Below are 23642 nucleotides of genomic sequence, written 5' to 3'. Positions count from 1 at the left end.
ATGTCCGACGCTGAACCCATCGCCTATTCCGGCCCGCGCCGCATCCTGTCCGGCATCCAGGCCTCCGGCGCCCTGCACCTGGGCAACTATCTGGGTGCCCTGAAACGCTTCACCGCGCTTCAGGATTCCGGCGCGCCCTGTTTCCTGTTCGTGGCCGACATGCACGCCATCACCGTGTGGCAGGAGCCCGAAAAGCTGGCGGCCCAGACCCGCGAGATCGCCGCCGCCTACCTCGCCTCGGGTCTCGACCCGGCGAAGTCGGTGATCTTCCCGCAGTCGGCGGTGCGCGCCCATGCGGATCTGGCCTGGGTCTTCAACTGCGTCGCCCGCCTCGGCTGGCTGGACCGCATGACCCAGTTCAAGGAGAAGTCCGGCAAGCACAAGGAGCGCTCGTCGGTGGGCCTGTACACCTATCCGGTGCTCCAGGCCGCCGACATCCTGCTCTACAAGGCGACCGAAGTGCCGGTGGGCGAGGACCAGAAGCAGCATCTTGAGCTGACCCGCGACATCGCCGCCAAGTTCAACAACGACTTCGGCGTCCCCGGCTTCTTCCCCCTGCCGGACCCGCTGATTCAGGGGCCGGCCACCCGGGTCATGTCCCTGCGCGACGGCGCGGCCAAGATGTCCAAGTCCGATCCCTCCGACCAGAGCCGCATCAACCTGACCGATGACGCGGACGCCATCGCCGCCAAGATCAGGAAGTCGAAGACCGACATGGGCGTCATGCCGGAGCCGGACGAGGCGCTGGACGACCGGCCCGAGGTGAAGAACCTCATCGCCATCTACGCCGCCCTGTCGGACCAGACCCGCGAACAGGTCACCGCCGAGTTCGCCGGCCAGGGCTTCGGCGCCTTCAAGCCGAAGCTGGCCGAGCTGGCGGTGTCGTCGCTGGCGCCTGTCACCGCCGAGATGCGCCGTCTGATGGATGACCCGGCCGAGATCGACCGCGTGCTGAAGTCCGGCGCCGAACGCGCCGCCGAAATCGCCGATCCGGTGGTGGACGAGGTCAAGCGCATCGTCGGCTTCTGGCGCGCCTGATTATTTAATCCCGCTACTTCCCACGGCCTTATAATGCCGCCTCATGGGACGAGACGGGGAGGGGCGATTTCGGACAATTCGGACAATTCGGACACTGTTTTTTCAGCGCGGGGTCCGAACCAACGGTCGCCTAGCTGGTCCAGCGCAGGGTCGCGGCCTTGACGGGATTGGCGAAGGCGCGCTCTTCGGCGCGGCTCTTCAGCCATTCCCGCTTCAGCTGCTGATACCACTTGGCCTGCCTGTCTGCGTCGTCGACCCAGATGAGGGCCGGGTCGTAGCGCAGGCCCTCGTTCTGCAGGTTCACCATGTCGCCGTCCTGCTTCAGGAAGGCGCGGGCGCCCAGCTTCAGGAAAGGGCGGATCAGGTCGAACACCCAGTGGTCGGACCAGAAGATCTGGGTGATGCGGGTCATCGTCTCCGTCAGGGGCGTCAGGCAGGTCAGGGCCAGCACCTGCTTCTCACCCACCTGGATATGCTCCCAGCGATAGCCGGGCAGGCGGAAGGTGATCTCGGTGGCGGGCGCTCCGCCCAGAATGCGGTAGGCGTAGGAGTTGGACGAGGGCGCGTGGCGCACCATGGCGAAGCCGTGCTCGCGCGGCTCGAAGGCCTTGGCCTTCTCGTGCTGGCTGTGGGCGCTGCGCCACCACCACTGCTGGTGCACATAGGGGCCGTGTGCCGGGTCCATCAGACCGACCACGGCATGGTCCACATGGCTGTCGAAGTCCATGCTTTCGACCAGCTTGGCGTCTCCGCCCACCACCCCGGGAAATACGGGTGGGTCATGGTCCGGCTGGGACGGACTGCGGGGATCGGAGGCCATCCAAACGAACACCAGGCCCTGGCTTTCCACCACGGGATAGGACCGCACCCTGATCCGGTCCGTCTCGAAGGCCTGCTCCTTCACCAGCGACGGGATCGCGGCGCACACGCCGTCTGTCCGGAAGCGCCAGCCGTGATAGGGGCACTCCACCGTCTCGCCCTCGCCGTCATGCTGGACCAGCCGTCCGGCCGACAGGGGCGCGGCCCGGTGGGGACAGATGTCCCGCAGGGCGTAGACCTGGCCCGCGCGGGTGCGCCCGATCAGCACTGGCTCGCCCAGCAGGTCGTACCGCTTGAGGGCTGCTGCCTTCACATCCCGCGACAGGGCCGCGAAATACCAGGCGTCGGTGATGAAGCCCTTGCCGAAGGCGGCGGTCGGGGCCCGGGCTTCAGGCTGTTCAGGCTGTTCAGGCTGTTCGGGCGGTGCGGCGGAGGTTGTCATGACGCTTGTCTATCACCGTGTCGCTGTTCTGGGCGAGGCCCTGAACAACTCACTTTACATTTCAAAGTAAGGTGTGTTTATGTGCCCGCAGCTTCCAAGGGAGACCCACATGATCCGCAAAGCCTTGATGATCGCCGCCGCCGCCGCCGCCGCCGCCGCCGGCATGGCCGTGGCCGCCGCGCCCGCGCTGGCGCAGTCCGCCGGTCATCATGATCATGGCGCGGCCCATCACGCCCATGCCGCCTTCGCCTCGGACCGCCTGCACGTGATGGTGGAGGGAGAGGGGCAGGACGTGATCCTCATTCCGGGCCTCAGCTCGTCGCCCGAGATCTGGCAGGGGACCGTGGACCGGCTGGGCGGCGGCTACCGCTTCCATCGGGTCCATGTGAACGGCTTCGCGGGCGCCCCGGCCGGCGCCAACGCCGAAGGCCCGGTGTCCGCCCCCGTGGCCGAGGAGATCGCCCGCTACATCGCCGAACACGGCCTCCAAAGCCCGGCGGTGATCGGCCACTCCATGGGCGGAACCATCGCCATGATGCTTGCCGCGCGCCACCCCGACGCCGTGGGCCGCCTGATGGTGGTGGACATGGTCCCCTTCATGGGCGCCATGTTCGGCCCGCCCGGAACCACCGCCGAAAGCGTCGCCCCCACGGCCGATCAGGTCTACGCCGCCCAATCCGGCACTCCGCGCGAGGCATATCTGGCCCAGGCCGAGCAGACCATCATCGGCATGATCCAGACCGAATCCGAGCGGGCGGCGCCCCTCCGGCACAGCCGCGACAGCGACCAGCAGGTCTCCGCCGCCGCCTTCCGCGAACTGATCGTCACCGACCTGCGGCCCGAACTGCCTGCCATCACGGCCCCGACCGAGGTGCTGTACGTCAAATTCAACGATCCGCGCATGACGCCCGAGATCACCGACATGATCTACCAGATGTCGTTCCAGACCCTGCCCGGCGCCGAGCTGATCCGGGTGGATGACGCCGCCCACTTCATCATGCTGGACCAGCCGGACCTGTTCGCCGAGCGGGTGCGCGCCTTCCTCGACTGACGCAAAAAGTCGTAAGTTGACGTTGACGTAAACGTAGCATTTCGTCGGCAAACGCGCTAAGGAAGCGTCCTCAAAGGAGACGCACCCATGGCCGACGCCTACATCTTCGACGCCGTGCGCACCCCGCGCGGCAAGGGCAAGAAGGACGGATCCCTTCACGAGATCACCGCCCTGTCCCTCGCATCCCAGGTTCTGGAGGCGTTGCGCGACCGCAACGACCTGGACACCTCGCAGGTGGACGACGTGATTCTGGGCTGCGTGGCCCCGGTGGGCGAGCAGGGCGCGGACATCGCCCGCACCGCCGTGCTGACCGCCGGCTGGTCGCAGCTGACCGCGGGCGTCCAGATCAACCGCTTCTGCGCCTCGGGCCTTGAAGCCGTGAACATGGCCGCCGCCAAGGTGGCCTCCGGCGAGGCTCGCATGGCTGTGGGCGGCGGCGTCGAGGCCATGAGCCGCGTGCCCATGGGCTCCGACGGCGGGGCCTGGCCCATCGACCCGTCCAGCGCCATCGCCACCTATTTCGTGCCCCAGGGCGTCTCGGCCGACATGATCGCGTCCAAGTATGGCTTCAGCCGCGATGACGTGGACGCCTATTCGGTGGAGAGCCACAAGCGCGCCGCCGCCAGCTGGGCCGACGGCCGGTTCAAGAAGTCCGTGGTGCCGGTCAGGGACCAGCTTGGCCTGACCATCCTGGACCACGACGAGACCGTGCGGCCCAAGACCGACATGCAGATTCTCGGCGGTCTGAACCCGTCGTTCCAGATGATGGGCGAGATGGCTTTCGACGCCGTGATCAACCAGCGCTACCCAGAGGTGGAGCGGGTCAATCACGTGCACACCCCGGGCAACTCCTCGGGCATCGTCGACGGTTCGGCCGGGGTGCTGATCGGCACCCTCGAGGCGGGCAAGGCTCTGGGCCTCAAGCCTCGTGCGAAGATCCGCGGCGCCGCCTCCATCGGTTCGGAGCCCTCCATCATGCTGACGGGCCCCGAGCCCGTGACCCGCAAGCTGCTGGGCCGCCTGGGCATGGAGGCCGGCGACATCGATCTCTACGAACTGAACGAGGCCTTCGCTGCGGTGGTCCTGCGCTACATGCAGGCCCTGAACATCCCCCACGACAAGATCAACGTGAACGGCGGCGCCATCGCCATGGGCCACCCCCTGGGCGCCACCGGGGCCATGATCCTGGGTACCGCGCTGGACGAGCTAGAGCGCTCGGACAAGACCACCGCCCTGGCCACCCTGTGTATCGGCGGCGGCATGGGCACCGCCACCGTCATCGAACGCGTCTGATCCGAAGGAGAAGCACCCATGGAAAACTTCAAGATCGAGATCGACGGCGACGGCATTGCGCTCATCACCTTCGACGTGCCCGGCCGCTCCATGAACACCCTGACCTCGGGCGTCATGAACGAGATCCCCGAGTGGGTCGAACAGGTGAAGGGCGACGACGCCATCAAGGGCGTGGTCCTGACCTCCGGCAAGCCCTCGGGCTTCTGCGCCGGCGCCGACCTTGGCGACATGGCCGGCGGCATGCTGGGCGGCTCGGACCTGCAGGCGGCCTATGACGCCGGCTGGCGTCTGAACGGCGCCCTCCGCGCGCTGGAGACCTGCGGCAAGCCGGTGGCCGCGGCCATCAACGGCCTGGCCCTGGGCGGCGGCCTCGAGCTCACCCTCGCCTGCCACTACCGCGTGGTCGGCGACAATTCGAAGATTCAGCTGGGCCTGCCCGAGATCAAGGTGGGCCTGTTCCCCGGCGGCGGCGGCACCCAGCGCCTGCCGCGCCTGATCGGCGTGCAGGCCGCCCTGATGCAGATGTCCGAGGGCAAGAGCTGGCGTCCGAAGGACGCCCTGTCCGCTGGCGTCGTCCACGAGGTGGTCGAGCCCGGCAAGGAAGTCGAAGCGGCCAGGGCCTGGATCAAGGGGGGCGGCAAGGCCGTCCAGCCTTGGGACGAGAAGAGCTTCAAGCTGCCCGGCGGCGGCCCCTATCATCCGGCGGGTTCGCAGGTCTTCATCATGGGCAACGCCATGCTGAGGAAGCAGTCCTACGGCAACTATCCGGCCGTCACCAACATGATGAAGGCGGTCTATGAGGGCGTTCAGCTGCCCATGGACGCGGCCCTGCGGGTCGAGACCCGCTACTTCATCAAGACCCTGATGACGCCCCAGGCCCAGGGCATGATCCGCTCGCTGTTCCTGTCCAAGCAGGAACTGGACAAGGGCGCCCTGCGTCCGGCCGACGTGCCGAAATCCGACCCCAAGAAGGTGGCCGTTCTGGGCGCCGGCATGATGGGTGCGGGCATCGCCTATGTGCAGGCCATGGCCGGCATCGAGACCATCCTTATCGACGTCAGCCAGGAAGGCGCCGACAAGGGCAAGTCCTACGCCGAGGACATCCTGAAGAAGCGCGTCTCGCGCGGTCAGATGACCCAGGACAAGGCCGACGCCGTTCTGGCCCTGATCACCCCGACCACCGACTATGACCTGATCAAGGGCTCGGATCTGGTGGTCGAGGCCGTGTTCGAAAGCCGCGACCTGAAAGCCGAGGTGACGAAGAAGGCCGAGGCCCAGCTGGCCCCCGGCGCCGTGTTCGGCTCCAACACCTCGACCCTGCCCATCACGGGTCTGGCCGAGGCCAGCGTCCGTCCCGAGGACTTCATCGGCATCCACTTCTTCTCGCCGGTCGACAAGATGATGCTGGTGGAGATCATTCTGGGCGAGAAAACGGGCAAGGCGGCCATCGCCAAGGCCCTCGACTATGTGATGAAGATCAAGAAGACCCCGATCGTCGTCAACGACGGGCGCGGCTTCTACACCTCGCGCTGCTTCGGCACCTATGTGGCCGAAGGTCTGGCTATGCTGGAGGAAGGCTATGCGCCGGCCATGATCGACAACATCGGTCGGGCCACCGGCATGCCGCGCGGCCCGCTGGAGATGCACGACGACGTGGCCCTGGACCTGTCGGTCAAGATCACCAAACAGACCAAGGCCGATCTGGGCGACAAGTTCACGCCGCAGCCCGGCATGGAGATCGTCGAGAAGATGGTCGAGGAGCTGGGACGCTACGGCCGCAAGAACGGCAAGGGCTTCTACGACTATGACAGCAAGCCCAAGACGCTGTGGAAGGGCCTGTCGGAACTGGCGCCGGTGACGATCGCCGAGTCCACGCCCGAGCTGGTCGAGGACCAGAAGCGTCGTCTGCTCTACCGCCAGGCGGTGGAGGTGGCGCGATGCTGGGAAGAGGGCGTCATCGACGACCCGCGCGAGGCCGACGTGGGCGCCATCCTGGCCTGGGGCTTCGCGCCCTGGACCGGCGGCCCGATCACCATGATCGACCAGATCGGTCTGAAGGCCTTTGTGGAACAGGCGGACAAATACGCCGAGAAGTACGGCGAACGCTTCGCCCCGCCGCAGTTGCTGCGCGACATGGCGGCGAAGGGTGAGACCTTCTACGGCAAGTTCGCGGGCAAGAAGGCGGCCTGACCGTCCCCTGACGACCGAATCGGCTGCACGGGCGCGTCGGGAGAACCCCGGCGCGCCCGATGCGTTAGGGGGCCATGGGGAAACAGCCACGCTCTCGCGCAACCACCACCACCAAGGCCGAGACGGCTGAACAACGGGCCGACGACGGTCGTCTGCTGCGTCAGACCCTGCTGATCGCCGCCGTCATCGTGGCGGCGCTGCTGATCTGGCAGCTCAGCCACATCCTGCTGCTGGTGTTCGGGGCCATTCTGGTGGCCATCGTCCTGCGCACGGTGGCCGAGCCCTTCGAGCGGTTCGCCCGCCTTCCGCCCCGGCTGGCGGTGCTGGCGGCCCTGGTCTCCCTGCTCATTCTGATGGCGCTGGGGGGCTGGGCGTTCGGGCGTGAAATCTCAAGCCAGACGTCGGACCTGACTGACCGCCTGCCCGATGCGTGGCAGGCGGCCCGGGGCCAGTTGGCGTCCCTGCCTTTCGGCGCCGAGGTCGTCGAACGGATCGACAGCCTGATCGATCAGGTCGGCCAGGAGGACGAGGCCGGGACGGCCCCGCCCCCCGCTGAAGACGGGGAGGGTTCGCCCGGCGTGGCGCCCGCGCCGCCCGCCGCCGAGGGCGGTCTTCTTTCCGGCGGCGTCTTCGCCAATGTGGGCGCCTTCGCCGGGCTGGTGGCCAGCGTCATCGCCGAGCTGATGCTGGTGATCTTCGCGGGTCTGTTCCTCGCCCTCAATCCGCAGAGCTACAAGGCGGGCTTCGTGCGCCTGTTCCAGAAGCGCAGCGCCAGCACCGCCGACACCGTGGGCAAGGCGTTCGATGTCTCGGGCACAGGTCTGCGCCGCTGGCTGCTGGGCCAGCTGGCGGCCATGGTCGCGGTGGGGGTGGTCACGGGCCTGGGGGCCTGGGCCATCGGCCTGCCCTCGCCGCTGGCCCTGGGCATGATCGCCGGGGTGCTGGAGTTCGTGCCCATCATCGGACCGATCGTGGCGACCATCCCGGCCCTGCTGCTGGCGGCCACCATGGGGCCGGAGATGATCCTGTGGACCCTGCTGCTGTATCTGGTGATCCAGCAGATCGAGGGCAATCTGATCATGCCGCTGGTGCAGAAGCGCATGGTGTCCCTGCCGCCGGTGATCGCCCTGTTCTCCATCCTCATCTTCGCCGCCCTGTTCGGGCCGCTGGGCGTGCTGCTGGCGACGCCGCTGGCGGTGGTGGTTTTCGTGCTGATCAAGGGGGTCTATCTGGACGAACCGATCAGCGAGAAGGATGCTGCATCCTCCAAATGACGAGGAGCGCCCCATGGACCGCCGCCTGATCGCCACCGACGGCCTGACCCAGTCCGTGCTGGAGGCGGGCGAGGGGCCGCTGGTTCTGCTGATCCACGGCTTTCCCGAGCTGGCCGTCAGCTGGCGCGCGCAGATCGAGGCCCTGGCCGAGGCGGGGTATCGTGTGGTGGCCCCGGACATGCGCGGCTACGGCGCAACCGACCGCCCCGGGAAGACCGAAGACCACACCATCCTGCATCTGGTGGGCGACATGGTCGATCTGGTCCGGGCGCTGGGCGAGCGATCGTGCGTGGCGATCGGCCATGACTGGGGGGCGTCCGTGGCCTGGCACTGCGCCTTGATGCGCCCCGATCTGTTCACCGCTGTGGCCGGCCTGTCGGTGCCGTTCCAGCCTCGCAGAGCCAAAGGTCCGCCCATCGCCGCCATGCGCGCCATCGCCGCGCGAGCCGGGACTGACGATCTCTACATCACGCGCTTTCAGGATGAGGAGGCCCACCTCTCCTTCGACGCCGATCCCGAAACGGCGCTGCAGAAGATGTTCTGGGCCTATGACGGCGCCACCCCGGCTGATCAGCGCCACACAGGCTTTCTGAAGCCGGGGCAGTCCATGGTTGACGGTGTCAGCGATGAAGCCGTCCGGCCACCGTGGATGAACGCGGACCATTTCGCCGAGTATGTGGGCGCGTTCCGCGCGAGCGGGTTCAAGGGGCCTCTGGACTGGTATCGCTGCATGGACCTGAACTGGTCCCTGACCGGCTGGCTTCAGGGCCGGACCGTAGACGTCCCGGCCCTGTTCATGATCGGGGAGCATGACCCCGTGCGCCACTACGCCGGGCGGCATGAGAAGGCGCAAGTCGAATGGCTCACCGATCTGCGCGGCATGATCGAGGTTCCCGGGGCCGGCCACTGGCTGCAGCAGGAGCGGCCGGAGGCGGTCAACGCAGCGCTGCTGGAGTTCCTGGGCGGCCGCCCGGGCGTGAACGCCGGGCAGGCTGAAGCGCCCGTCGGTGCGGGTTAGCGGGAAGGGAACGGGGCGCCGGGCCGACGCCCGGTGTAAGGATAGACAAATACCGTTTCGACGAAGGCTGACGCCCCGCGTGACCGTTCTGCCAGAGCCCCCGGTAGGCACGCGTCTTAGGCGCTAGCCGGTGTTTAGGCCCTGAACGGGCGGGCATGGACAGCGCTCCATGTCCCGGACCCGGCGAGTAATCCGCCCCGCCGCTATATCCCGCTCGATCACAGCCCGTCGCCGCAAGGTCGCCGGCCGAGCGCCCTTCCCGTGCGACGGGATGGGAAAAGCATACGGGCCGGGGGAACGCGGTCGGAAAACTGGACGAAGAATTTTCGCGACCCCTTGTCCGCCAATCCATTGGCTCGAAAAAATGCGGGTGCCGCGGCCGAGTTCGTCCCGCTTTTTCCTTCTCCCCTTGAAGGAGAAGGTGGCCCGCGAAGCGGGTCGGAGGAGGGGTGAAGCGCCATCCTTTCCTGATTGGCGCCCCTCGGAATGCGCGATCAACACGAGCGAATGCCGCCGACGTGCAGCGCGAGACCATCCGACCCCGGGATTCCACCCCTCATCCGTCATGCTCCGCATGACACCTTCTCCATCAAGGGAGAAGGGACGCGGTGTACTTGTGCGCGCCGGGCGGGACGCTTAACCGGGCCCGACCGTTCAGGGAGTCGCATCCATGTCTCATAATCCAGCACCTGATCCGCTGGGCGTTCAGCGCGCCGGGCGGCTGCGCCAGCTGGCATGGGTCGTCGGCGGGGTGATCGTGCTGGCCGTGTCGTCCCGCATCGCCATTCCCATGGTTCCCGTGCCCATCACGCTCCAGACCCTCGCCGTGACCCTGATCGGGGCGCTCTACGGCTGGCGGCTGGGCGGGCTGACCGTGGGGGTCTGGCTGGTCGCGGCGGCGGCAGGCCTGCACTTGTTGTCGGACGGCGCGAGCGGACTGGCGCCGTTCGCGGGGGCCACCGCCGGCTATCTATTCGCCTTCCCGCTGGCCGCCGCCCTTGTGGGCGTCCTGACGGCGCGGGGCTGGAACGGACGGCGGCCCGGACTCCTCCTGGCCGCCATGCTGATGGGCAACGGGCTGTGTCTGGCGCTGGGAGCGGCCTGGCTGGCGGCCCGGATCGGGGCGGCACCCGCGCTGGAGGCGGGGGTGCTGCCGTTCCTCCCGGGCGCGGTGGTCAAGTCCGCCGTGGGCGCAGGGGTGGTCGTCGCCCTGCACAGGATGACCATGCGCCGGGACTGACTGTCGACTATTCCCGGGCTTCGGTCTCGGCCACGCGAATGGCGTCTGCCGGCTCTGGCAGGGTGACCACCACCGTCTCCGGCGCCGCCGCCAGACGGGTCAGGTCGCCGCCAGCGCGCAGCACGTCCAGGGCCCGCTGGAGCTGATAATCCTCCTCCTCCGGGTGGTCCTCGCCCGGCGCCTCGCGGGGAATGTGGGCCCCGCGCCGCTCGGCGCCGATGGAGGAGTCCAGGGCGTTGGAATAGGCCGCCTCGCTGTAGATGAAGGACGAACGCGACACGATGCGCGCCTCGGCGGCGGTGCGGGCCACCTCAAGATCCGGCTCGATGCCGATCTTCTGGATCGACTGGCCCGAAGGCGTGTAGTAGCGCGCCGTGGTGATGGACAGGGCGCCGTCCCGGCCTTCCCGCAGGGGCAGAACGGTCTGGACCGAGCCCTTGCCGAAGCTGGTCAGGCCCACCAGCGTGGCCCGCTCGTGATCCTGCAGGGCGCCCGCTACGATCTCCGAGGCCGAGGCGGAGCCGTAGTTGATCAATACGGCGATGGGCAGGCCGTCGGCCAGGTCGCCGGGGCGGGCGGCATAGCGTTCGATCTGCTCGGGCGTGCGACCACGCTGGCTGACGATCTCGCCCCGCTCCAGGAAGGCGTCGGACACGGCGATGGCGGCAGTCAGCAGGCCCCCGCCATTGTTGCGCAGGTCCAGAACATAGCCGCGGATGTTCGGGTTCTCGGCCTTGAGGCTGGCCATGACAGTATTCAGTTCGCGGCCGGTGTTCTCGTTGAAGGTGGCCACGCGGATATAGGCGAACTCGCCTTCCATGCGGCCGGTGACGGAATCCACGCGGATCACCTCGCGGGTCAGCACCACCTCGCGCGGCTCCTCGCCGTCGCGCAGGAAGGTGACGGTGACATCGGTGCCGGCGGCGCCGCGCAGGCGCTCCGAGACCTGGCTGACCGTCAGGCCCGCTGCGCTCTGTCCCTCAATGGCCGAGATGACGTCGCCGGGGTTGACGCCGGCGCGGGCCGCCGGGCCGCCGTCCATAGGCGAGATGACCTTGACCATGCCGTTTTCAGACGTGATCTCGAGCCCGACGCCGGAATACGAGCCCTCGGTGCGCTCACGAAGGCTGTCGAAATCCTCCGGCGCCATATAGCTGGAATGGGGGTCCAGCGCCGTCATCATGCCCCGCAAGGCGGCCTGGATCAGGTCGGTGTTGTCCACCTCGACCACATAGGCCCGCTCCACGATGGCCAGGACGTCGCCGAACAACTCCAGCATGCGAAAGGTCTCGCTGCGGGGTGTCTGGCTGGCCACGGCCACGGCGCTGCCCCCCAGGGCGATGGCGGCGGCGCCGATCAGGAGCATTTTACGCATTCGGTCTCTCGGTATCGGGAAGGATAGCAGGGTCATATCAGTCACCCCCACAGCGACGAAATCATGGCGCGCCGCCATTCGCCTATAAAATCAGGCGGGAAGGCCGGCGTCGAGCACGGATCACTCAAGCCATGCGGACGGGTCGACCGGGCGGTTGTCCCGGCGGATTTCGAAATAGAGGTCTGCGTCAACGCCATCAGGCAGACGACCGATGATCTCGCCGTTCGCCACGCGGTCGCCTGTTCCCACCTGCAACGGGCCCAGCCCCGCGATGACGGCGCGCCAGCCCGGCGACAGGTCCAGGATCACCACCTCGCCCCAGCCGTCCAGCGGCCCGGCATGGGCCACCACGGCGTTCATGGGCGCGCGCACTTCGCCGCCTCCGTCCGCGCGCCAGGTCCAGCCCCGCGAGGCGCGGCTGTAGCGCGATGAAGGCGAGCCCTCGACCGGGGCGGTCAGGCGCCCCACGCCCGGCGATGCGGCCGTCGCGGTCCGCGCGGGACCGGAATCAAGGGGGGCGACGGCGCCGCCCAGCGCCTCGATCCTGGCCTGCAGGGCGCGGGCGGCCCGCTCGGCGCGCTGGGCGTCGGCGCGCAGGATGACGGCCAGATCCTGTCGACGCCGGCGCATGGACTCCATCTCGGCGCGGCGGTCCATCTGTTCGCTCTCCACCGTGAACAGGGCCTCGCTGGCGAGAGCTGCGCGGCGGCGCACGGCGGCCACTTCGGCCTGTCTGCCGACCAGGGCCTGGGCGCGGGCCTGCAGTTCGGGCGATATGGCCTGCATCAGGATCGCCGCGCGCACGGTGTCCACCGCCTGGTCGGCGGGAATCAGAAGAGGCGGGGGGGGCTTTCGGCTCATCATCTGCAGGGCGGACAGCAGGCGGCCCTGACGCGCGCGTTCGCCGGCCAGGGCGCTGACCAGCACGCCTTCCCGCTCGCCCAGCTCGGCCAGGCGGGCGCGCTGGGCGTTGATGGCCACGGTGTCTCCCGCATCCCGCATTTCCAGCCGTCGCAGATCCTGATCCAGCCGCGCGATCTCTTCGGCCGCTTCTTCAGCGTCCGCGCGCAGCCTGCGGGCGCGCAGCGCCTCTTCCCTGTGTTCGACCCGCAGACGCGCCAGTTCCTCGGCCGGCGCGTCCGCGCGCTGGCCGACGGCCGGGGGCGCGGACGCCAGAACGGCCAGAATCACGAGCAGGGGGCGGAGGAGCGACATCAGTCGCGATGATAGGGTGATCCGGCCATGATGGTCACGGCCCGGTAAACCTGTTCCGCCAGCATCGCCCGGGCCAGGGCGTGGGGCCAGGTCTGGGGCCCGAAGGCGAGGGTGGATCGCGCCGCGTCCAGCACCGAGCGGTCCAGCCCGTCGGCCCCGCCGATGGCGAACACCAGTCGCCGCTCGCCCTGATCCCGCAGGCCCGCGATGTGATCGGAGAAGGCGCGAGATCCGTATGTGCGCCCCCGCTCGTCGCAGGCGATCAGATGGGCGCCCTCGGCGGCGGCGAGGATCAGCTCGGCCTCGGGCCCCTTGCCGGGCTTTTTGGGGTCGAGGTCGATCAGTTCGACGGGGCCGAGGCCCAGGGCGCGGCCGGCCGCGGTGGCCCGGCGCACATAGTCGTCGGCCAGTTGGGCCTCCGGGCCGCGGCCCGCCTTTCCGATGGCGATGACGCCGATGCGCACCGGGTGCGGCGCGTCAGGCCGACTGGGTGCGGTGGGCCGAGTCCACCGACCAGATCTTCTCGATGTTGTAGAAGGTGCGCACTTCGGGGCGGAACAGGTGGACGATCACGTCGCCCGCATCAATCAGCACCCAGTCGCAGTGCGGCAGCCCCTCGACCTTGGCCTTGCCGAGGCCATGCTCCTTGAGCAGGCGCAGCAGGTGGTCGGCCAGGGCGCCCACGTGACGCTGGGACCGGCCAGAGGCCACGATCATGGTGTCGGCCATGGGGCTCTTGCCCTTCAGGTCGATGAGGACGATCTCCTGGGCCTTGTCGTCATCCAGGCGTGCGAGGATGGCCGCTTCCAAGGCGGCGGCGTCGATTTCGGGCGTCTGGGGGTCTTCGGCGCGGACGGGCGCGATCGGCTCCATTTCACGCGCGGTGTTCGAAACGGCCGGGGCTTGCGTCTTGGACGCGGGCGAGGGGGACAGCGAAGTGCTCCACATTGACTGACTTGAACCGCACCCTAGCACGGATCCGCGCAATGGTCACCCGGCGGCCCGGATCGCCGTGGAAGAGGCCCGGTTCAGCGGCGCGGTGAGATAGGTCCAGGCCGGGGCGGACATGTCGGGCAGCAAGCGGGCCTGCTCCTGGGGTACGCGGAAGGCGGCGTAGCGGCGGGCCGCCGGGGCGGTGCGGCTTTGCAGCTGCGAGCCCGGCCGGGCGATCACGGCCATGGGCATGGCGGCGGCGATGTCCGTCCAGCCGCGCCAGCGATGGAAGGTGGCCAGATTGTCCGATCCCATCAGCCAGACGAACTTCACCCCCGGATGCCGCGCGGTGATCGCGCGCAGGGTGTCCACGGTCCACCGGCAACCCACCCGGCTCTCGAAGTCGGACACCACCATGGCCGGCCCGCGCGCGAACGCCCGCGCCGAGGCCATGCGCTCGGCCAGCGGGGCGGTTTGACTGGCGTCCTTCAGGGGGTTCTGCGGTGAGACCAGCCAGATGACCCGGTTCAGACCCAGCCGCTGCATGGCGGTCTCGGCCACATGGGCGTGGCCCTCGTGCGCGGGATTGAACGAGCCGCCCAGAAGCCCGACCCTCAGACCGGGCTCCAGCCGCAGGCCGTCGCGCAGCAGCCCCGGTCGGGGACCGGCGGAGCGGGGCGCGGGGCCGGCGTGGAAAAAAGCCAAGGGCGGGGGCTCGGGAAGGCGCTGGAGCGACTTATGCTCACCCGCGCCCTAACACGACGAAATCCCGCTGTCCCGCCAAACCGGACGGCTGCGCGTGCTCAGCCGTCGTAATGGGCGCAGAAGCCACTCATGTGGGTGCGATATTCGGTGAGCGACCCAATGTCGACTTGTTCCCGCAGGGTCTCCACCTCTGCTTCGTCTTCAATAGGCCGGGGCGTCCAGACATTCCTTGAGGTGCATCGTCCCTGTGTTCCATAACGTTGGGGCCTGCCCCTGTTCACCGCCACCCGGTCGTGCAGATAGGCGTAGCTGGACGGTCGCGTTTCGCCCAGAGCGACCAGCGGCTCCAGCAAGGCGAGGACCTCGGTCTGGAAAGCAGGATCTCTATCGGCGTGCTGGACGATCAACCAGGCTGCACGGTCGGCATCCTCCCCATGCTCGGATATCCGGAACCAGCCATGCGCGTCTAACTCTCCTTTCAGCCAGACGGCGTTTTCCATGTCCTGGCGACAGCCCTCGGCCGCTATGGTGCGATTGATGCGCTGCATCACACCGGGCGACACGTCGCCAGCCCAGCCATCGGGCCCGTCCAGATATCCCCCACGCCAAGCCTGATCCCACGCCGACCGCCTGAACAGTTCGGCCAGCCGGGGCGTCCGGGCGTCCCGCGCCGCCTCGACCCAGTCCCGGGCGTTAGCCAGATCGTCCGCCTGCACCTCTTCACCGGAAAGGACCGTTCCGACCAGAGCACGCCAGCGTGCCAGGTGGTGTTCCGCCGCCGCACGGTCGGCGCGCCATGTGTCATGGGACTCCGCGGCGCTGGCGGTGGAGAGCCCGGCCAGGACCGCTTGTTCGGCGGGTGTGACGCAACGAGCCCCGGCCGTCCGCCGCTCCACCTCCTGCTGAACCGCGATATCGAGTTCTGAAAGGCGCTCGACGTCTCCCAACGACGAGTAATCAAAGGCGGCTGCCGCTTCGGCGTCTTCCAGCAGGTCGAGAAGAGGGCGCGGCGGCGTTGAGTCGAGCCCGACGAACAGGACAAGGGCGAGGATGCTTCCAATCATCGCCGCAGAGGATCACGACCTTTCGCGGCTGTCCATGAGGACGAGTTAAGGCCGAATCTGGCCCTTGCCGCGGATGACGTATTTGAAGCTGGTGAGTTGCTCGGCGCCTACGGGGCCGCGGGCGTGAAGGCGGTCGGTGGAGATGCCGATCTCGCCGCCGAAGCCGAACTCGCCGCCGTCGGCGAACTGGGTCGAGGCGTTGGCCAGCACGATGCCCGCGTCCACCTGGGCGAGGAAGCGTTCGACGGCCGCGTCGTCCGAGGCGACGATGCATTCGGTGTGGCCCGACCCGTAGGCGTCGATGTGCGCGATGGCCTCGTCGATGCCGTCCACCACCTTCACGGCGATGACGGCCTTGAGATATTCGGTGGCCCAGTCCTCGTCGGTGGCCGCCGTGGCGGCCGGGACCAGCGCTTGCGTGGCGGCGTCGCCGCGCAGCTCACAGCCCTTGTCGGCCAGGTCGGCGGCGATCCTGGGCAGCAGGTCAGTGGCCACGCTGCGATCGATGATCAGGGTCTCGGCGGCGCCGCAGACCGAGACGCGGCGCATCTTGGCGTTCACCGTCACGGCGCGGGCCGTGTCCGGATCGGCGCTTTCGTGGACATAGACGTGATTGACGCCTTCCAGATGGCCCAGCACGGCCACCCGGGCCTCGGTCTTGACCCGCTCCACCAGCGAACGGCCGCCGCGCGGGATCAGCAGATCGATGGAGCCGTCCAGCCCGCTCAGGATGTGGCCGACCGCCGCGCGGTCGCGGGTGGTGACCATCTGCACCGCGTCGGCCGGAAGCCCGGCGGCGGTCAGGCCCTCGATCAGGGCGCCGTGGATGGCGAGGTTGGAGCGCAGGCACTCGGAGCCCCCCCGCAGGATCACCGCATTGCCCGCACGCACAGCCAGGGCGGCGGCGTCGGCGGTCACATTGGGGCGGCTCTCATAGATGATGGCCAGCACGCCGATGGGGGTGCGGACCCGGGCGATGTCCAGGCCGTTCTCCGGCGTCCAGCGGGCGGTCTCGGCGCCGACGGGGTCGGGGATGGCGGCGATGGAGTCCAGCGCCCTGGCCACGCCTTCCAGCCGGTCTGCGTCCAGACCCAGGCGGTCCAGCATGGCGGCCTCCATGCCCTTGTCACGGGCGGCGTCCTGATCGGCGGCGTTGGCTTTCAGCACGTCCGCCGCGCGGGCGCGCAGGGCGTTGGCCATGGCGCTGATGGCCTTGGTCCGGACCTCGGGGGAGGCGAGGGCCAGCTGCCGCGCAGCGGCCCGGGCGCGCCGGCCCATGGCCAGCATCTCCTGTTCCAGATCGGCGGCGTCGACGGGCGGCGGGGCGGTCTTGGTCATGACAGTCATGCCCCTAACATCGCCTCAAACCCTGAAATTTCAAGGCCCGGTCAGCGTTTCGGCCGTTTCGGACGGACATTATGCGGGCCGCGCGTTTCCACCACCGTGTCCCTCAGCGCCAGGTCATCGGCGTGAATCACCACCGGTCCGCCCGCATAGCCCAGCGCCTCCTTGAGAGCCCCCGAGCGCATCCCCTTGATCGTTTCCACATCCCGGGCGTCATAGCGCACCAGCCCGCTGGCCAGTTCGGCGCCCGTCTCGTCCAGTAGCACCACGGTGTCGCCCTTGCCGAATGCGCCCCGGACGTCCTTGACGCCCACCGCCAGCAGCGACTTGCCCGAAATCAGGGCGCCCCTGCATCCGGCGTCCACCACCAGTTCGCCCCGCGTGGCGAGCGAGCCGCCGATCCACTGCTTGTAGGCGTCCTTGACGGTCGTGGAAGCGGCGATGACCGTGCAGCGACGGCCCTGCTCCAGATGCTGGGCGCCCCGCGTCTTGGCCCGGCCTGCAGCGATCAGCGTGATGCAGCCGGCCTCCGAGGCGATGCGCGCAGCCATGACCTTGGTGGCCATGCCGCCGGTGCCCACGCCCGCTTCGGCATTGGCCCCGGTGGCCATGGCCTCGATCTCGGGCGTCAGGGTCTCGATATAGGGAATGTGCTTCGCATCCGGATCGACGCGCGGATCGGCGGTGTAGATGCCGTCCACGTCGGACAGCAGGATCAGCAGGTCGGCGCTGATCATCTGGGCCACACGGGCGGCCAGACGGTCGTTGTCGCCATAGCGGATCTGCTCGGTGACGATAGTGTCGTTCTCGTTGATGATCGGCACCGCGCCCATTTCCAGCAGGGCGCCCACGGTGGCCCGCGCGTTCAGCCAGCGACGCCGTGTCTCGGTGTCGTCCCGGGTCAGCAGAATCTGGGCGGTGATGACGCCGTGCGGATCGAACGCCTGCTCCCATCCTGCCATCAGCAGCGACTGACCGGCGGCGGCCGACGCCTGTTTCTTCTCCAGGCCTGGCCCGCGCGCCTTCGGACCCAGCCGTCGGCGTCCAAGAGCGACTGCGCCGGAGGAGACGATCAGAACTTCCTTGCCCTGCGCCTTCCAGCCCGAAATGTCCGAGGCCAGTCCCTTCAGGCGAACATGATCCACCTGATTGGTCTTGCGGTCCACCAGCAGGGAAGAGCCGATCTTGACCACGATGCGCCGGGACTCCGAGATCACCCGGGCGGCGCGGGTCATGCGCCGGGGCTTGTCGGCGTGGTCGTCCATAGCGGCGGCGGTCTCGATCCTGGTCTCGTCGGTCATGGATGGAATGGGGCGGCCCCTCAAGGGGTCCAGCCGCCCTGCGTCTCCTCAGTGGTTTCCTGCTCGGTGGGGATCTCGCCCCGGCTCTTTCGCACCTCGGCCCAGGCGGCTCGCAGAAGTTCGGGCACTCCTTCGCCGGAGACCCCCGAAACCAGCATGGGCCGACGACCGGCCACGGCTTCAAGCTCGCCGGCTTTTTCCTCGCGCAGTTCAGGCGTCAGGGCGTCGATCTTGTTCAGGGCGAGGATCTCGGCCTTCTCGCCGAGGCCCTCGCCATAGGCTTCCAGCTCGGCGCGGATGGTGCGCCAGGCCCCGGCCACATCATCCTGGGTCCCGTCGACCAGATGAATCAAACTGGCGGTGCGCTCCACGTGGCCCAGGAAGCGTGTGCCCAGTCCCGCGCCCTCGCTGGCGCCCTCGATCAGGCCGGGGATGTCGGCGATGACGAAGCGCTCGGTGGAGCTCAGGTCCACCACGCCGAGGTTGGGTGTCAGGGTGGTGAAGGGATAGTCCGCGATCTTGGGCCTGGCTGCGCTGGCCGCCGCGAGGAAGGTGGACTTGCCCGCATTGGGCAGTCCCGCAAGACCCACGTCGGCGATCAGCTTAAGCCGCAGCCAGATCCACTTCTCCTGCCCTTCCTGGCCAGGATTGGCGTGGCGCGGGGCCTGATTGACCGGACCCTTGAAGTGGACGTTGCCCCAGCCGCCGTTGCCGCCGCTGAGCAGCTTCACCAGCTTGCCGGGCTCGTCCATGTCCAGCAGGACCGTTTCCTTGTCCTCGTCCAGCACCTGGGTGCCCACCGGCACCTTGAGCACCACGTCCTCTCCCTTGGCGCCGTGCATCTGGCGGCCCTGGCCGTGGTGGCCGGTCTGGGCCTTGAAGTGCTGCTGGTAACGGTAGTCGATCAGGGTGTTCAGCCCCTCGACCGCCTCGATCCACACATGGCCGCCCCGGCCGCCGTCGCCGCCGTCCGGCCCGCCGTTGGGAATGAATTTCTCGCGCCGGAACGAGACGGAGCCCGCCCCGCCGTTTCCGGAACGGATATAGATCTTGGCCTGGTCGAGAAACTTCATGACGGGGCTTATGCCGCAATGCGGCGCCGAACGGTAGGGCGCCCCTGCGCCATGATCATACCAGAAGGGCGCGCAGCACCCCGTCCAGCACCTGACGCCCCCGCGCCGTGGCGGCGATCCGGGTCCCGCGCGTCGCCAGCATCCCCTGATCCGACAGATCATCGGCCCGGGTCTTCAGCCCCATGGCGGCGATCAGTCCGGCGTCCACGCCGTCGGTGGTGCGCAGGCCCAGCAGCAGGCGTTCCTCGTCCGCCTCGGTCGGCGACAGGCGCTGCGCCTCGCTCCATGGCTGGCCGGCGCCGACGCCCGCCAGATAGTCCGCGATGCCGCGATGGGCCACGGTGGCGGTGCGCATCTGGTCCAGCGTCAGGCGCCCGTGGGCGCCCGGCCCGAGGCCCACATAATCCCCGCCGCGCCAGACATGCAGATTGTGCGCCGAGCGCGCCGTCTCGCCCCGGGCGTGGTTGGAGACCTCATAGGCGTCGAAGCCGCGCGCCTCCAGCACCGTCTGGGTGGCTTCGTAGAGATCGGCCGAGAGATCCTCGTCCGGGGGGACCAGCGTGCCGCGCGCGAAGGCCCGGCCGAAGGCGGTCACAGGCTCTATGGTCAACTGGTAGGGCGAGATGTGCTCGAACCCCAGATCCACGGCCCGGTTCAGCTCATCGGTCCAATGGGCCACAGTCTGGCCGGGGCGGGCGTAGATCAGATCGATGGACAGCCGCGCGAAGACCGCCCGCGCCAGTTCCAGCGCCCGCATGGCCTCGGCCGCCGAATGATTGCGCCCAAGGAATCTGAGGGCCTCGTCGTCCAGCGACTGCACCCCCAGCGACAGGCGATTGACGCCTGCCCGGGCGAGGGCGGCGAAGCGCGCGCCTTCCGCGTCGGTGGGATTGGCCTCAAGGGTGATCTCGATCTCACCGCCGCCCGGGAACAGGGTGCGCGCCCGCTCGATGACGCGGGCCACCTGATCGGGCGGCATCAAGGAGGGCGTACCGCCGCCGAAGAAGATGGAGGCCAGGCGGCGCGCGCCGAGCAAGGCGGCGTGGGCCTCCATGTCGGCGATGATGGCGTCGGCCAGAGCCGCCTGTTCCTCCGTTCGGCCCCGGTCACGCACCACGTTGAAATCGCAATAGGGGCAGATGCGGGCGCAGTACGGCCAGTGGACGTAGAGCGCGGCCGTGTCCGGCTCAGTCAAACAGGGCGGCCTTCAGCTTCTCGAAGGCGCGGGCGCGGTGGCTGATGGCGTCCTTTTCCGTCGGCTCCATCTCGCCGAAAGTCTGCTCGCCGCCGTCGGGCGTGAAGATGGGATCGTAGCCGAAGCCCCGGTCGCCCTTCGGCGGGAAGGTCAGACGGCCGTCCACCCGCCCTTCGACCACCAGACAGGGGCCGTGGGGCCAGGCCACGGCCAGGGCGGAGGTGAACCATGCACTGCGGTCGTCCGAGCCGATTTCCTCCAGCCGCTCCTCCACCTTCTTCATGGCGTGGGCGAAGTCCTTGTCCGGGCCGGCCCAGCGGGCCGAGAAAATGCCCGGCGCGCCGTCCAGGGCCGCGACCGACAGGCCGGAGTCATCTGCGATGGCGACGAGGCCGGAGGCGTCCGCCGCCGCCCGCGCTTTCAGCACAGCATTGCCCACGAAGGTGGATTCCGTCTCGTCGGGTTCCGGCAAATTCAGTGACTTGGCCGTAATGATCTCGAAACGACCCTCCAGAAGGGCGGCGATCTCCACCGCCTTGCCCGGGTTGTGGGTCGCCGCGACGATCTTCTGTCCCTTGTCCAGCTTGGCTTTCATGTTTGACCTTACCTGCGTTTAATGCATTGCAAAAGTTTAATATCGAAAAACGATAAATCCGCTTGCCCGTTTATCGGCTAATCCGTATTGATAATCACCAAGAACGGGCCGCAACGTTCTTGCAGGTGCGAAAGATTAAGCCCCTGTAATGATGCGGTGCAACATAGCCGACCCTCACTGAAAACCGAGGGCGGCGCCTCAGGAAAGACGGAGATAGACGATGCATACGATGAACGTTTCCATGTGGATGGAAAAGGTCGGCGTGACCCTGGTCAGCGGCCTGATGATGGCGGGCCTGCCTCTGGCCGTTGTGGCCATCATCGTCCAGTCCCTGTGATCGTGGTCACGCTGAAAGAGCTTTGACGACGACCATGAAGGACGCGAAAAGCAAGACCGCGTGCGGGCTCGCCGGGCCCCGCGCGGCGCCTTCGCCCCTTCGCCCGGCGTGACACGACCTGATCCGACAGGGAACCGCCCGTCATGCCGATAAGGATATCTCCCCCTGCGCTCAAGGCCCCCGGCCTCAAGGCCCTGGGACCGGGCTCCGTGTCCAGCCTCCTGAAGATCGCCCTGGACGTCGCCTATGTGCTCATGTGGGCGCTCACCGGCTTGCTTTTGCTGGTTCTGGTGGCCTCTTTCTTCATCCCGCTGGACAATCTGACCGTCACCGTCAGGACAGAGCGCCAGTTGCCCCTGACCCGCCCTCTTCTGGTGTTCGGGGTCGGCTCCGTGGCGGCGTATTTCGGGGGCTTCGTTCTGATCCTGCGCAATCTGCGAAAGATTTTCCGCACCCTGACCCTGGGCGATCCGTTCCAGCCGGAGAACGTACGCCGCCTGCGCCAGGTGGGCGTTATCCTTGCGGTGGTCACCGGCGGGGTGTTCGCGGCCCAGATGATGATGGCCCGTATCGCGCCCGGCGTGCTCTCCCCCCAAGGGATCAGCGAACTGCTCACCCCCGTGTTTTCCGTGCTAGTCGTGTTCGTGCTGGCCGAGGTGTTCCGCGAGGGCGCCCGTCTGCGCCGCGAATCCGAACTGACCATCTGATTATCGCCGAAAGCGTATCTGTTTCATGGCCATCCGCGTCCAGCTTGACCGTATCCTGCTCGATCGGCGCATGTCGTTGACGGAGCTGGCCGATCGCGTGGGCGTGACCCTTGCCAATCTGTCGATTCTGAAGACCGGCAAGGCGCGGGCCGTCCGCTTCTCGACTCTCGACGCCCTGTGCCGTGAACTGGACTGCCAGCCGGGCGACCTTCTGGCCTGGGAGCCGGGCCCGGCCGAGACGCCCGACGAGGCCGACACCGACGACGGCGCCTGAGGCCATGGGGCGCAAGCTCACACCCGAAGATCGCGACATCTGGAACAAGGTGGCCCGCACCGTCTCGCCCGCCAGGCCGCGCAAGGCGGAGCGCATCGCGGTGACGGCCGCGTCGGTCCAGTCGGCGCTGAAGGCCCCGCCGAAATTCGTCAAGCCGCCGTCCATGATCCCCGCCGCGGCCCCGTCGTCACGACAGGGGGTCGCCCGCACCGCACAGGGCGCGCCCGACGCCCTGGAGCCGCGCCGTCATCGCCGCATCGCCCGCGAGCGCGATCCCATTGAGGCGACGCTGGACCTGCACGGCTTCGGCCGATTCGAGGCCCAGGACCAGGTCACCGCCTTTCTGACCTCATGTCAGTCGCGAGGCCTGCGCGCCGTGCTGCTCATCACAGGTCAGGGACGGCGCGGAGGCGGCGTCATCCGCGCCTCGATCCATGAGTGGCTGCAGGGTCCCGGCCTGCGCGGGGTGGTGTCCGGTTTCGCCGCCGCACACAGGCGTCACGGCGGCGACGGGGCGATCTATGTGACCCTGAAGCGCAAGGGTTGAGCTTCAGCTGGCGACGGGCGGCTCCGCCGGAACCGGCGCTCCGCTGCCCGGCAAGCCGATATGCACCAGAACCCAGCGATAGGCGCCGGTGCGCTCAAAGGTGAAGATCGTTTCCGATCCGCTTGCGTCCGCTACCGCCATGCGGGCCCGGTTCACGCCCCAGTAGCGCGGCCGGGGCCAGGGCGCGTCGGCCTCTTCCGGTGGCGAGACGGCGCCGACGCGGGAGCGCTCAGCCGCAGATCGTCCCTCGCCCCGCGTCAGGGCGGCCAGGGCGGCGGGGGTCAGCCAGGCGTCCGCGTCCGGCGCGGGGCGGGACGCATCCTCAAACTGGCGCCGCACCGCTCCTATGGGGTCTTGCAGAAAAGCGGGCGGGGGAACCTGCGCCCCGGGACTTTCGTCCAGCTGCTGGCGTAGCGACCGTCGCACCGCGCCGAAATCCACCAGCGTCTGGAGCCCGTTCACATCCCCTGACTGAGCCGCGGACCGCAGCGCGAAGAAGGCCACGCCGGGCGCCCCGAAAAAGCCGAGCACCGCGACGACGACCGCCGTCACGAACAGATTCAGCAGAATTCGTCTCATGAGCGCACCATGCCCCATACCGGCATCCCGGCA

At 68.4% G+C, this 23642-nt stretch carries 23 protein-coding genes; 10 read left to right on the top strand and 13 right to left on the bottom strand.

Annotated features, from left to right (window positions below):
* Window positions 1-1038 (top strand): tryptophan--tRNA ligase, encoded by a 1038-nt coding sequence (gene trpS, locus ACK4FB_RS06695; protein ID WP_409749513.1) that lies wholly within the window; start codon window positions 1-3, stop codon window positions 1036-1038.
* Window positions 1039-1168: 130 nt separating this feature from the next.
* Here trpS and ACK4FB_RS06690 read toward each other — a convergent pair whose 3' ends face one another.
* Window positions 1169-2299, bottom strand: a complete 1131-nt coding sequence (locus tag ACK4FB_RS06690) for a Rieske 2Fe-2S domain-containing protein (RefSeq protein WP_409749511.1) — start codon at window positions 2297-2299, stop codon at window positions 1169-1171.
* A gap of 109 nt (window positions 2300-2408) precedes the next feature.
* On the opposite strand from ACK4FB_RS06690, the gene ACK4FB_RS06685 reads away from it, so the two are divergent.
* The 6 genes from ACK4FB_RS06685 (at window position 2409) to ACK4FB_RS06660 (ending at window position 10365) form a co-directional block, all read left to right on the top strand.
* A complete protein-coding gene (locus ACK4FB_RS06685; protein ID WP_409749508.1) occupies window positions 2409-3350 on the top strand; it encodes an alpha/beta fold hydrolase in 942 nt (313 codons plus the stop codon).
* Window positions 3351-3437: 87 nt separating this feature from the next.
* The gene (locus ACK4FB_RS06680; RefSeq protein WP_409749505.1) at window positions 3438-4643 is read left to right on the top strand and encodes an acetyl-CoA C-acetyltransferase; all 1206 of its coding nucleotides are present in this window, start codon (window positions 3438-3440) and stop codon (window positions 4641-4643) included.
* Window positions 4644-4661: 18 nt separating this feature from the next.
* Complete coding sequence (locus tag ACK4FB_RS06675; RefSeq protein ID WP_409749502.1) at window positions 4662-6833, top strand: 3-hydroxyacyl-CoA dehydrogenase NAD-binding domain-containing protein; 2172 nt, start codon at window positions 4662-4664, stop codon at window positions 6831-6833.
* A 74-nt stretch (window positions 6834-6907) separates the two neighbouring features.
* The gene (locus ACK4FB_RS06670) at window positions 6908-8107 is read left to right on the top strand and encodes an AI-2E family transporter (RefSeq protein ID WP_409749499.1); all 1200 of its coding nucleotides are present in this window, start codon (window positions 6908-6910) and stop codon (window positions 8105-8107) included.
* Window positions 8108-8120: 13 nt separating this feature from the next.
* Window positions 8121-9125 (top strand): alpha/beta fold hydrolase, encoded by a 1005-nt coding sequence (locus ACK4FB_RS06665; RefSeq protein ID WP_409749496.1) that lies wholly within the window; start codon window positions 8121-8123, stop codon window positions 9123-9125.
* Window positions 9126-9795: 670 nt separating this feature from the next.
* Window positions 9796-10365, top strand: coding sequence for a biotin transporter BioY (locus ACK4FB_RS06660; protein ID WP_409749493.1), 570 nt, complete (start codon window positions 9796-9798; stop codon window positions 10363-10365).
* Between the two features lie 7 nt (window positions 10366-10372).
* Here ACK4FB_RS06660 and ACK4FB_RS06655 read toward each other — a convergent pair whose 3' ends face one another.
* The 11 genes from ACK4FB_RS06655 to rdgB form a co-directional block, all read right to left on the bottom strand.
* Window positions 10373-11740 (bottom strand): S41 family peptidase, encoded by a 1368-nt coding sequence (locus ACK4FB_RS06655; RefSeq protein WP_409749491.1) that lies wholly within the window; start codon window positions 11738-11740, stop codon window positions 10373-10375.
* Between the two features lie 120 nt (window positions 11741-11860).
* Entirely contained in the window at window positions 11861-12955 is a 1095-nt protein-coding gene (locus ACK4FB_RS06650) for a murein hydrolase activator EnvC family protein (RefSeq protein WP_409749488.1), read from the bottom strand.
* Window positions 12955-13419: a 23S rRNA (pseudouridine(1915)-N(3))-methyltransferase RlmH gene (gene rlmH / locus ACK4FB_RS06645; RefSeq protein ID WP_409749485.1), complete on the bottom strand. Its 465-nt coding sequence runs from the start codon at window positions 13417-13419 to the stop codon at window positions 12955-12957. The genes ACK4FB_RS06650 and rlmH overlap by 1 nt, the downstream gene beginning before the upstream one ends.
* Window positions 13420-13432: 13 nt before the next feature.
* Window positions 13433-13828 (bottom strand): ribosome silencing factor, encoded by a 396-nt coding sequence (rsfS, locus tag ACK4FB_RS06640; protein WP_409749482.1) that lies wholly within the window; start codon window positions 13826-13828, stop codon window positions 13433-13435.
* 117 nt (window positions 13829-13945) lie between these two features.
* Window positions 13946-14593 (bottom strand): nicotinate-nucleotide adenylyltransferase, encoded by a 648-nt coding sequence (locus ACK4FB_RS06635; RefSeq protein ID WP_409749479.1) that lies wholly within the window; start codon window positions 14591-14593, stop codon window positions 13946-13948.
* Between the two features lie 98 nt (window positions 14594-14691).
* Complete coding sequence (locus ACK4FB_RS06630; RefSeq protein WP_409749476.1) at window positions 14692-15657, bottom strand: DUF6624 domain-containing protein; 966 nt, start codon at window positions 15655-15657, stop codon at window positions 14692-14694.
* 45 nt (window positions 15658-15702) lie between these two features.
* A complete protein-coding gene (locus tag ACK4FB_RS06625) occupies window positions 15703-16995 on the bottom strand; it encodes a glutamate-5-semialdehyde dehydrogenase (protein ID WP_409749474.1) in 1293 nt (430 codons plus the stop codon).
* Between the two features lie 50 nt (window positions 16996-17045).
* Complete coding sequence (gene proB, locus ACK4FB_RS06620) at window positions 17046-18236, bottom strand: glutamate 5-kinase (RefSeq protein ID WP_409749539.1); 1191 nt, start codon at window positions 18234-18236, stop codon at window positions 17046-17048.
* Between the two features lie 86 nt (window positions 18237-18322).
* The gene (gene obgE / locus ACK4FB_RS06615) at window positions 18323-19375 is read right to left on the bottom strand and encodes a GTPase ObgE (RefSeq protein ID WP_409749471.1); all 1053 of its coding nucleotides are present in this window, start codon (window positions 19373-19375) and stop codon (window positions 18323-18325) included.
* Between the two features lie 55 nt (window positions 19376-19430).
* Complete coding sequence (hemW, locus tag ACK4FB_RS06610) at window positions 19431-20570, bottom strand: radical SAM family heme chaperone HemW (protein ID WP_409749468.1); 1140 nt, start codon at window positions 20568-20570, stop codon at window positions 19431-19433.
* Window positions 20563-21165 carry an RdgB/HAM1 family non-canonical purine NTP pyrophosphatase gene (rdgB, locus tag ACK4FB_RS06605; RefSeq protein WP_409749465.1) on the bottom strand — a complete coding sequence of 201 codons (603 nt, stop codon included), beginning with the start codon at window positions 21163-21165 and terminating at the stop codon, window positions 20563-20565. The genes hemW and rdgB overlap by 8 nt, the downstream gene beginning before the upstream one ends.
* 546 nt (window positions 21166-21711) lie before the next feature.
* Between rdgB and ACK4FB_RS06600 the strand changes: the two genes are divergently transcribed.
* Genes ACK4FB_RS06600 through ACK4FB_RS06590 form a run of 3 tightly spaced genes read left to right on the top strand, consistent with a single transcriptional unit; the run spans window position 21712 to window position 23030 of the window.
* Window positions 21712-22209 carry a DUF2975 domain-containing protein gene (locus ACK4FB_RS06600; RefSeq protein ID WP_409749462.1) on the top strand — a complete coding sequence of 166 codons (498 nt, stop codon included), beginning with the start codon at window positions 21712-21714 and terminating at the stop codon, window positions 22207-22209.
* Window positions 22210-22234: 25 nt separating this feature from the next.
* Window positions 22235-22483: a helix-turn-helix domain-containing protein gene (locus ACK4FB_RS06595; RefSeq protein ID WP_409749459.1), complete on the top strand. Its 249-nt coding sequence runs from the start codon at window positions 22235-22237 to the stop codon at window positions 22481-22483.
* Window positions 22484-22487: 4 nt separating this feature from the next.
* Window positions 22488-23030 (top strand): Smr/MutS family protein, encoded by a 543-nt coding sequence (locus ACK4FB_RS06590; protein WP_409749456.1) that lies wholly within the window; start codon window positions 22488-22490, stop codon window positions 23028-23030.
* Window positions 23031-23033: 3 nt separating this feature from the next.
* Here the strand turns inward: ACK4FB_RS06590 and ACK4FB_RS06585 are convergent, their stop codons facing one another.
* A complete protein-coding gene (locus tag ACK4FB_RS06585) occupies window positions 23034-23609 on the bottom strand; it encodes a DUF2939 domain-containing protein (protein WP_409749453.1) in 576 nt (191 codons plus the stop codon).
* Between the last annotated feature and the right edge of the window lie 33 nt (window positions 23610-23642).

The organism is Brevundimonas sp., from assembly GCF_046299535.1.
GTDB lineage: Bacteria > Pseudomonadota > Alphaproteobacteria > Caulobacterales > Caulobacteraceae > Brevundimonas.
This window is presented reverse-complemented; position numbering and strand designations above follow the sequence as displayed.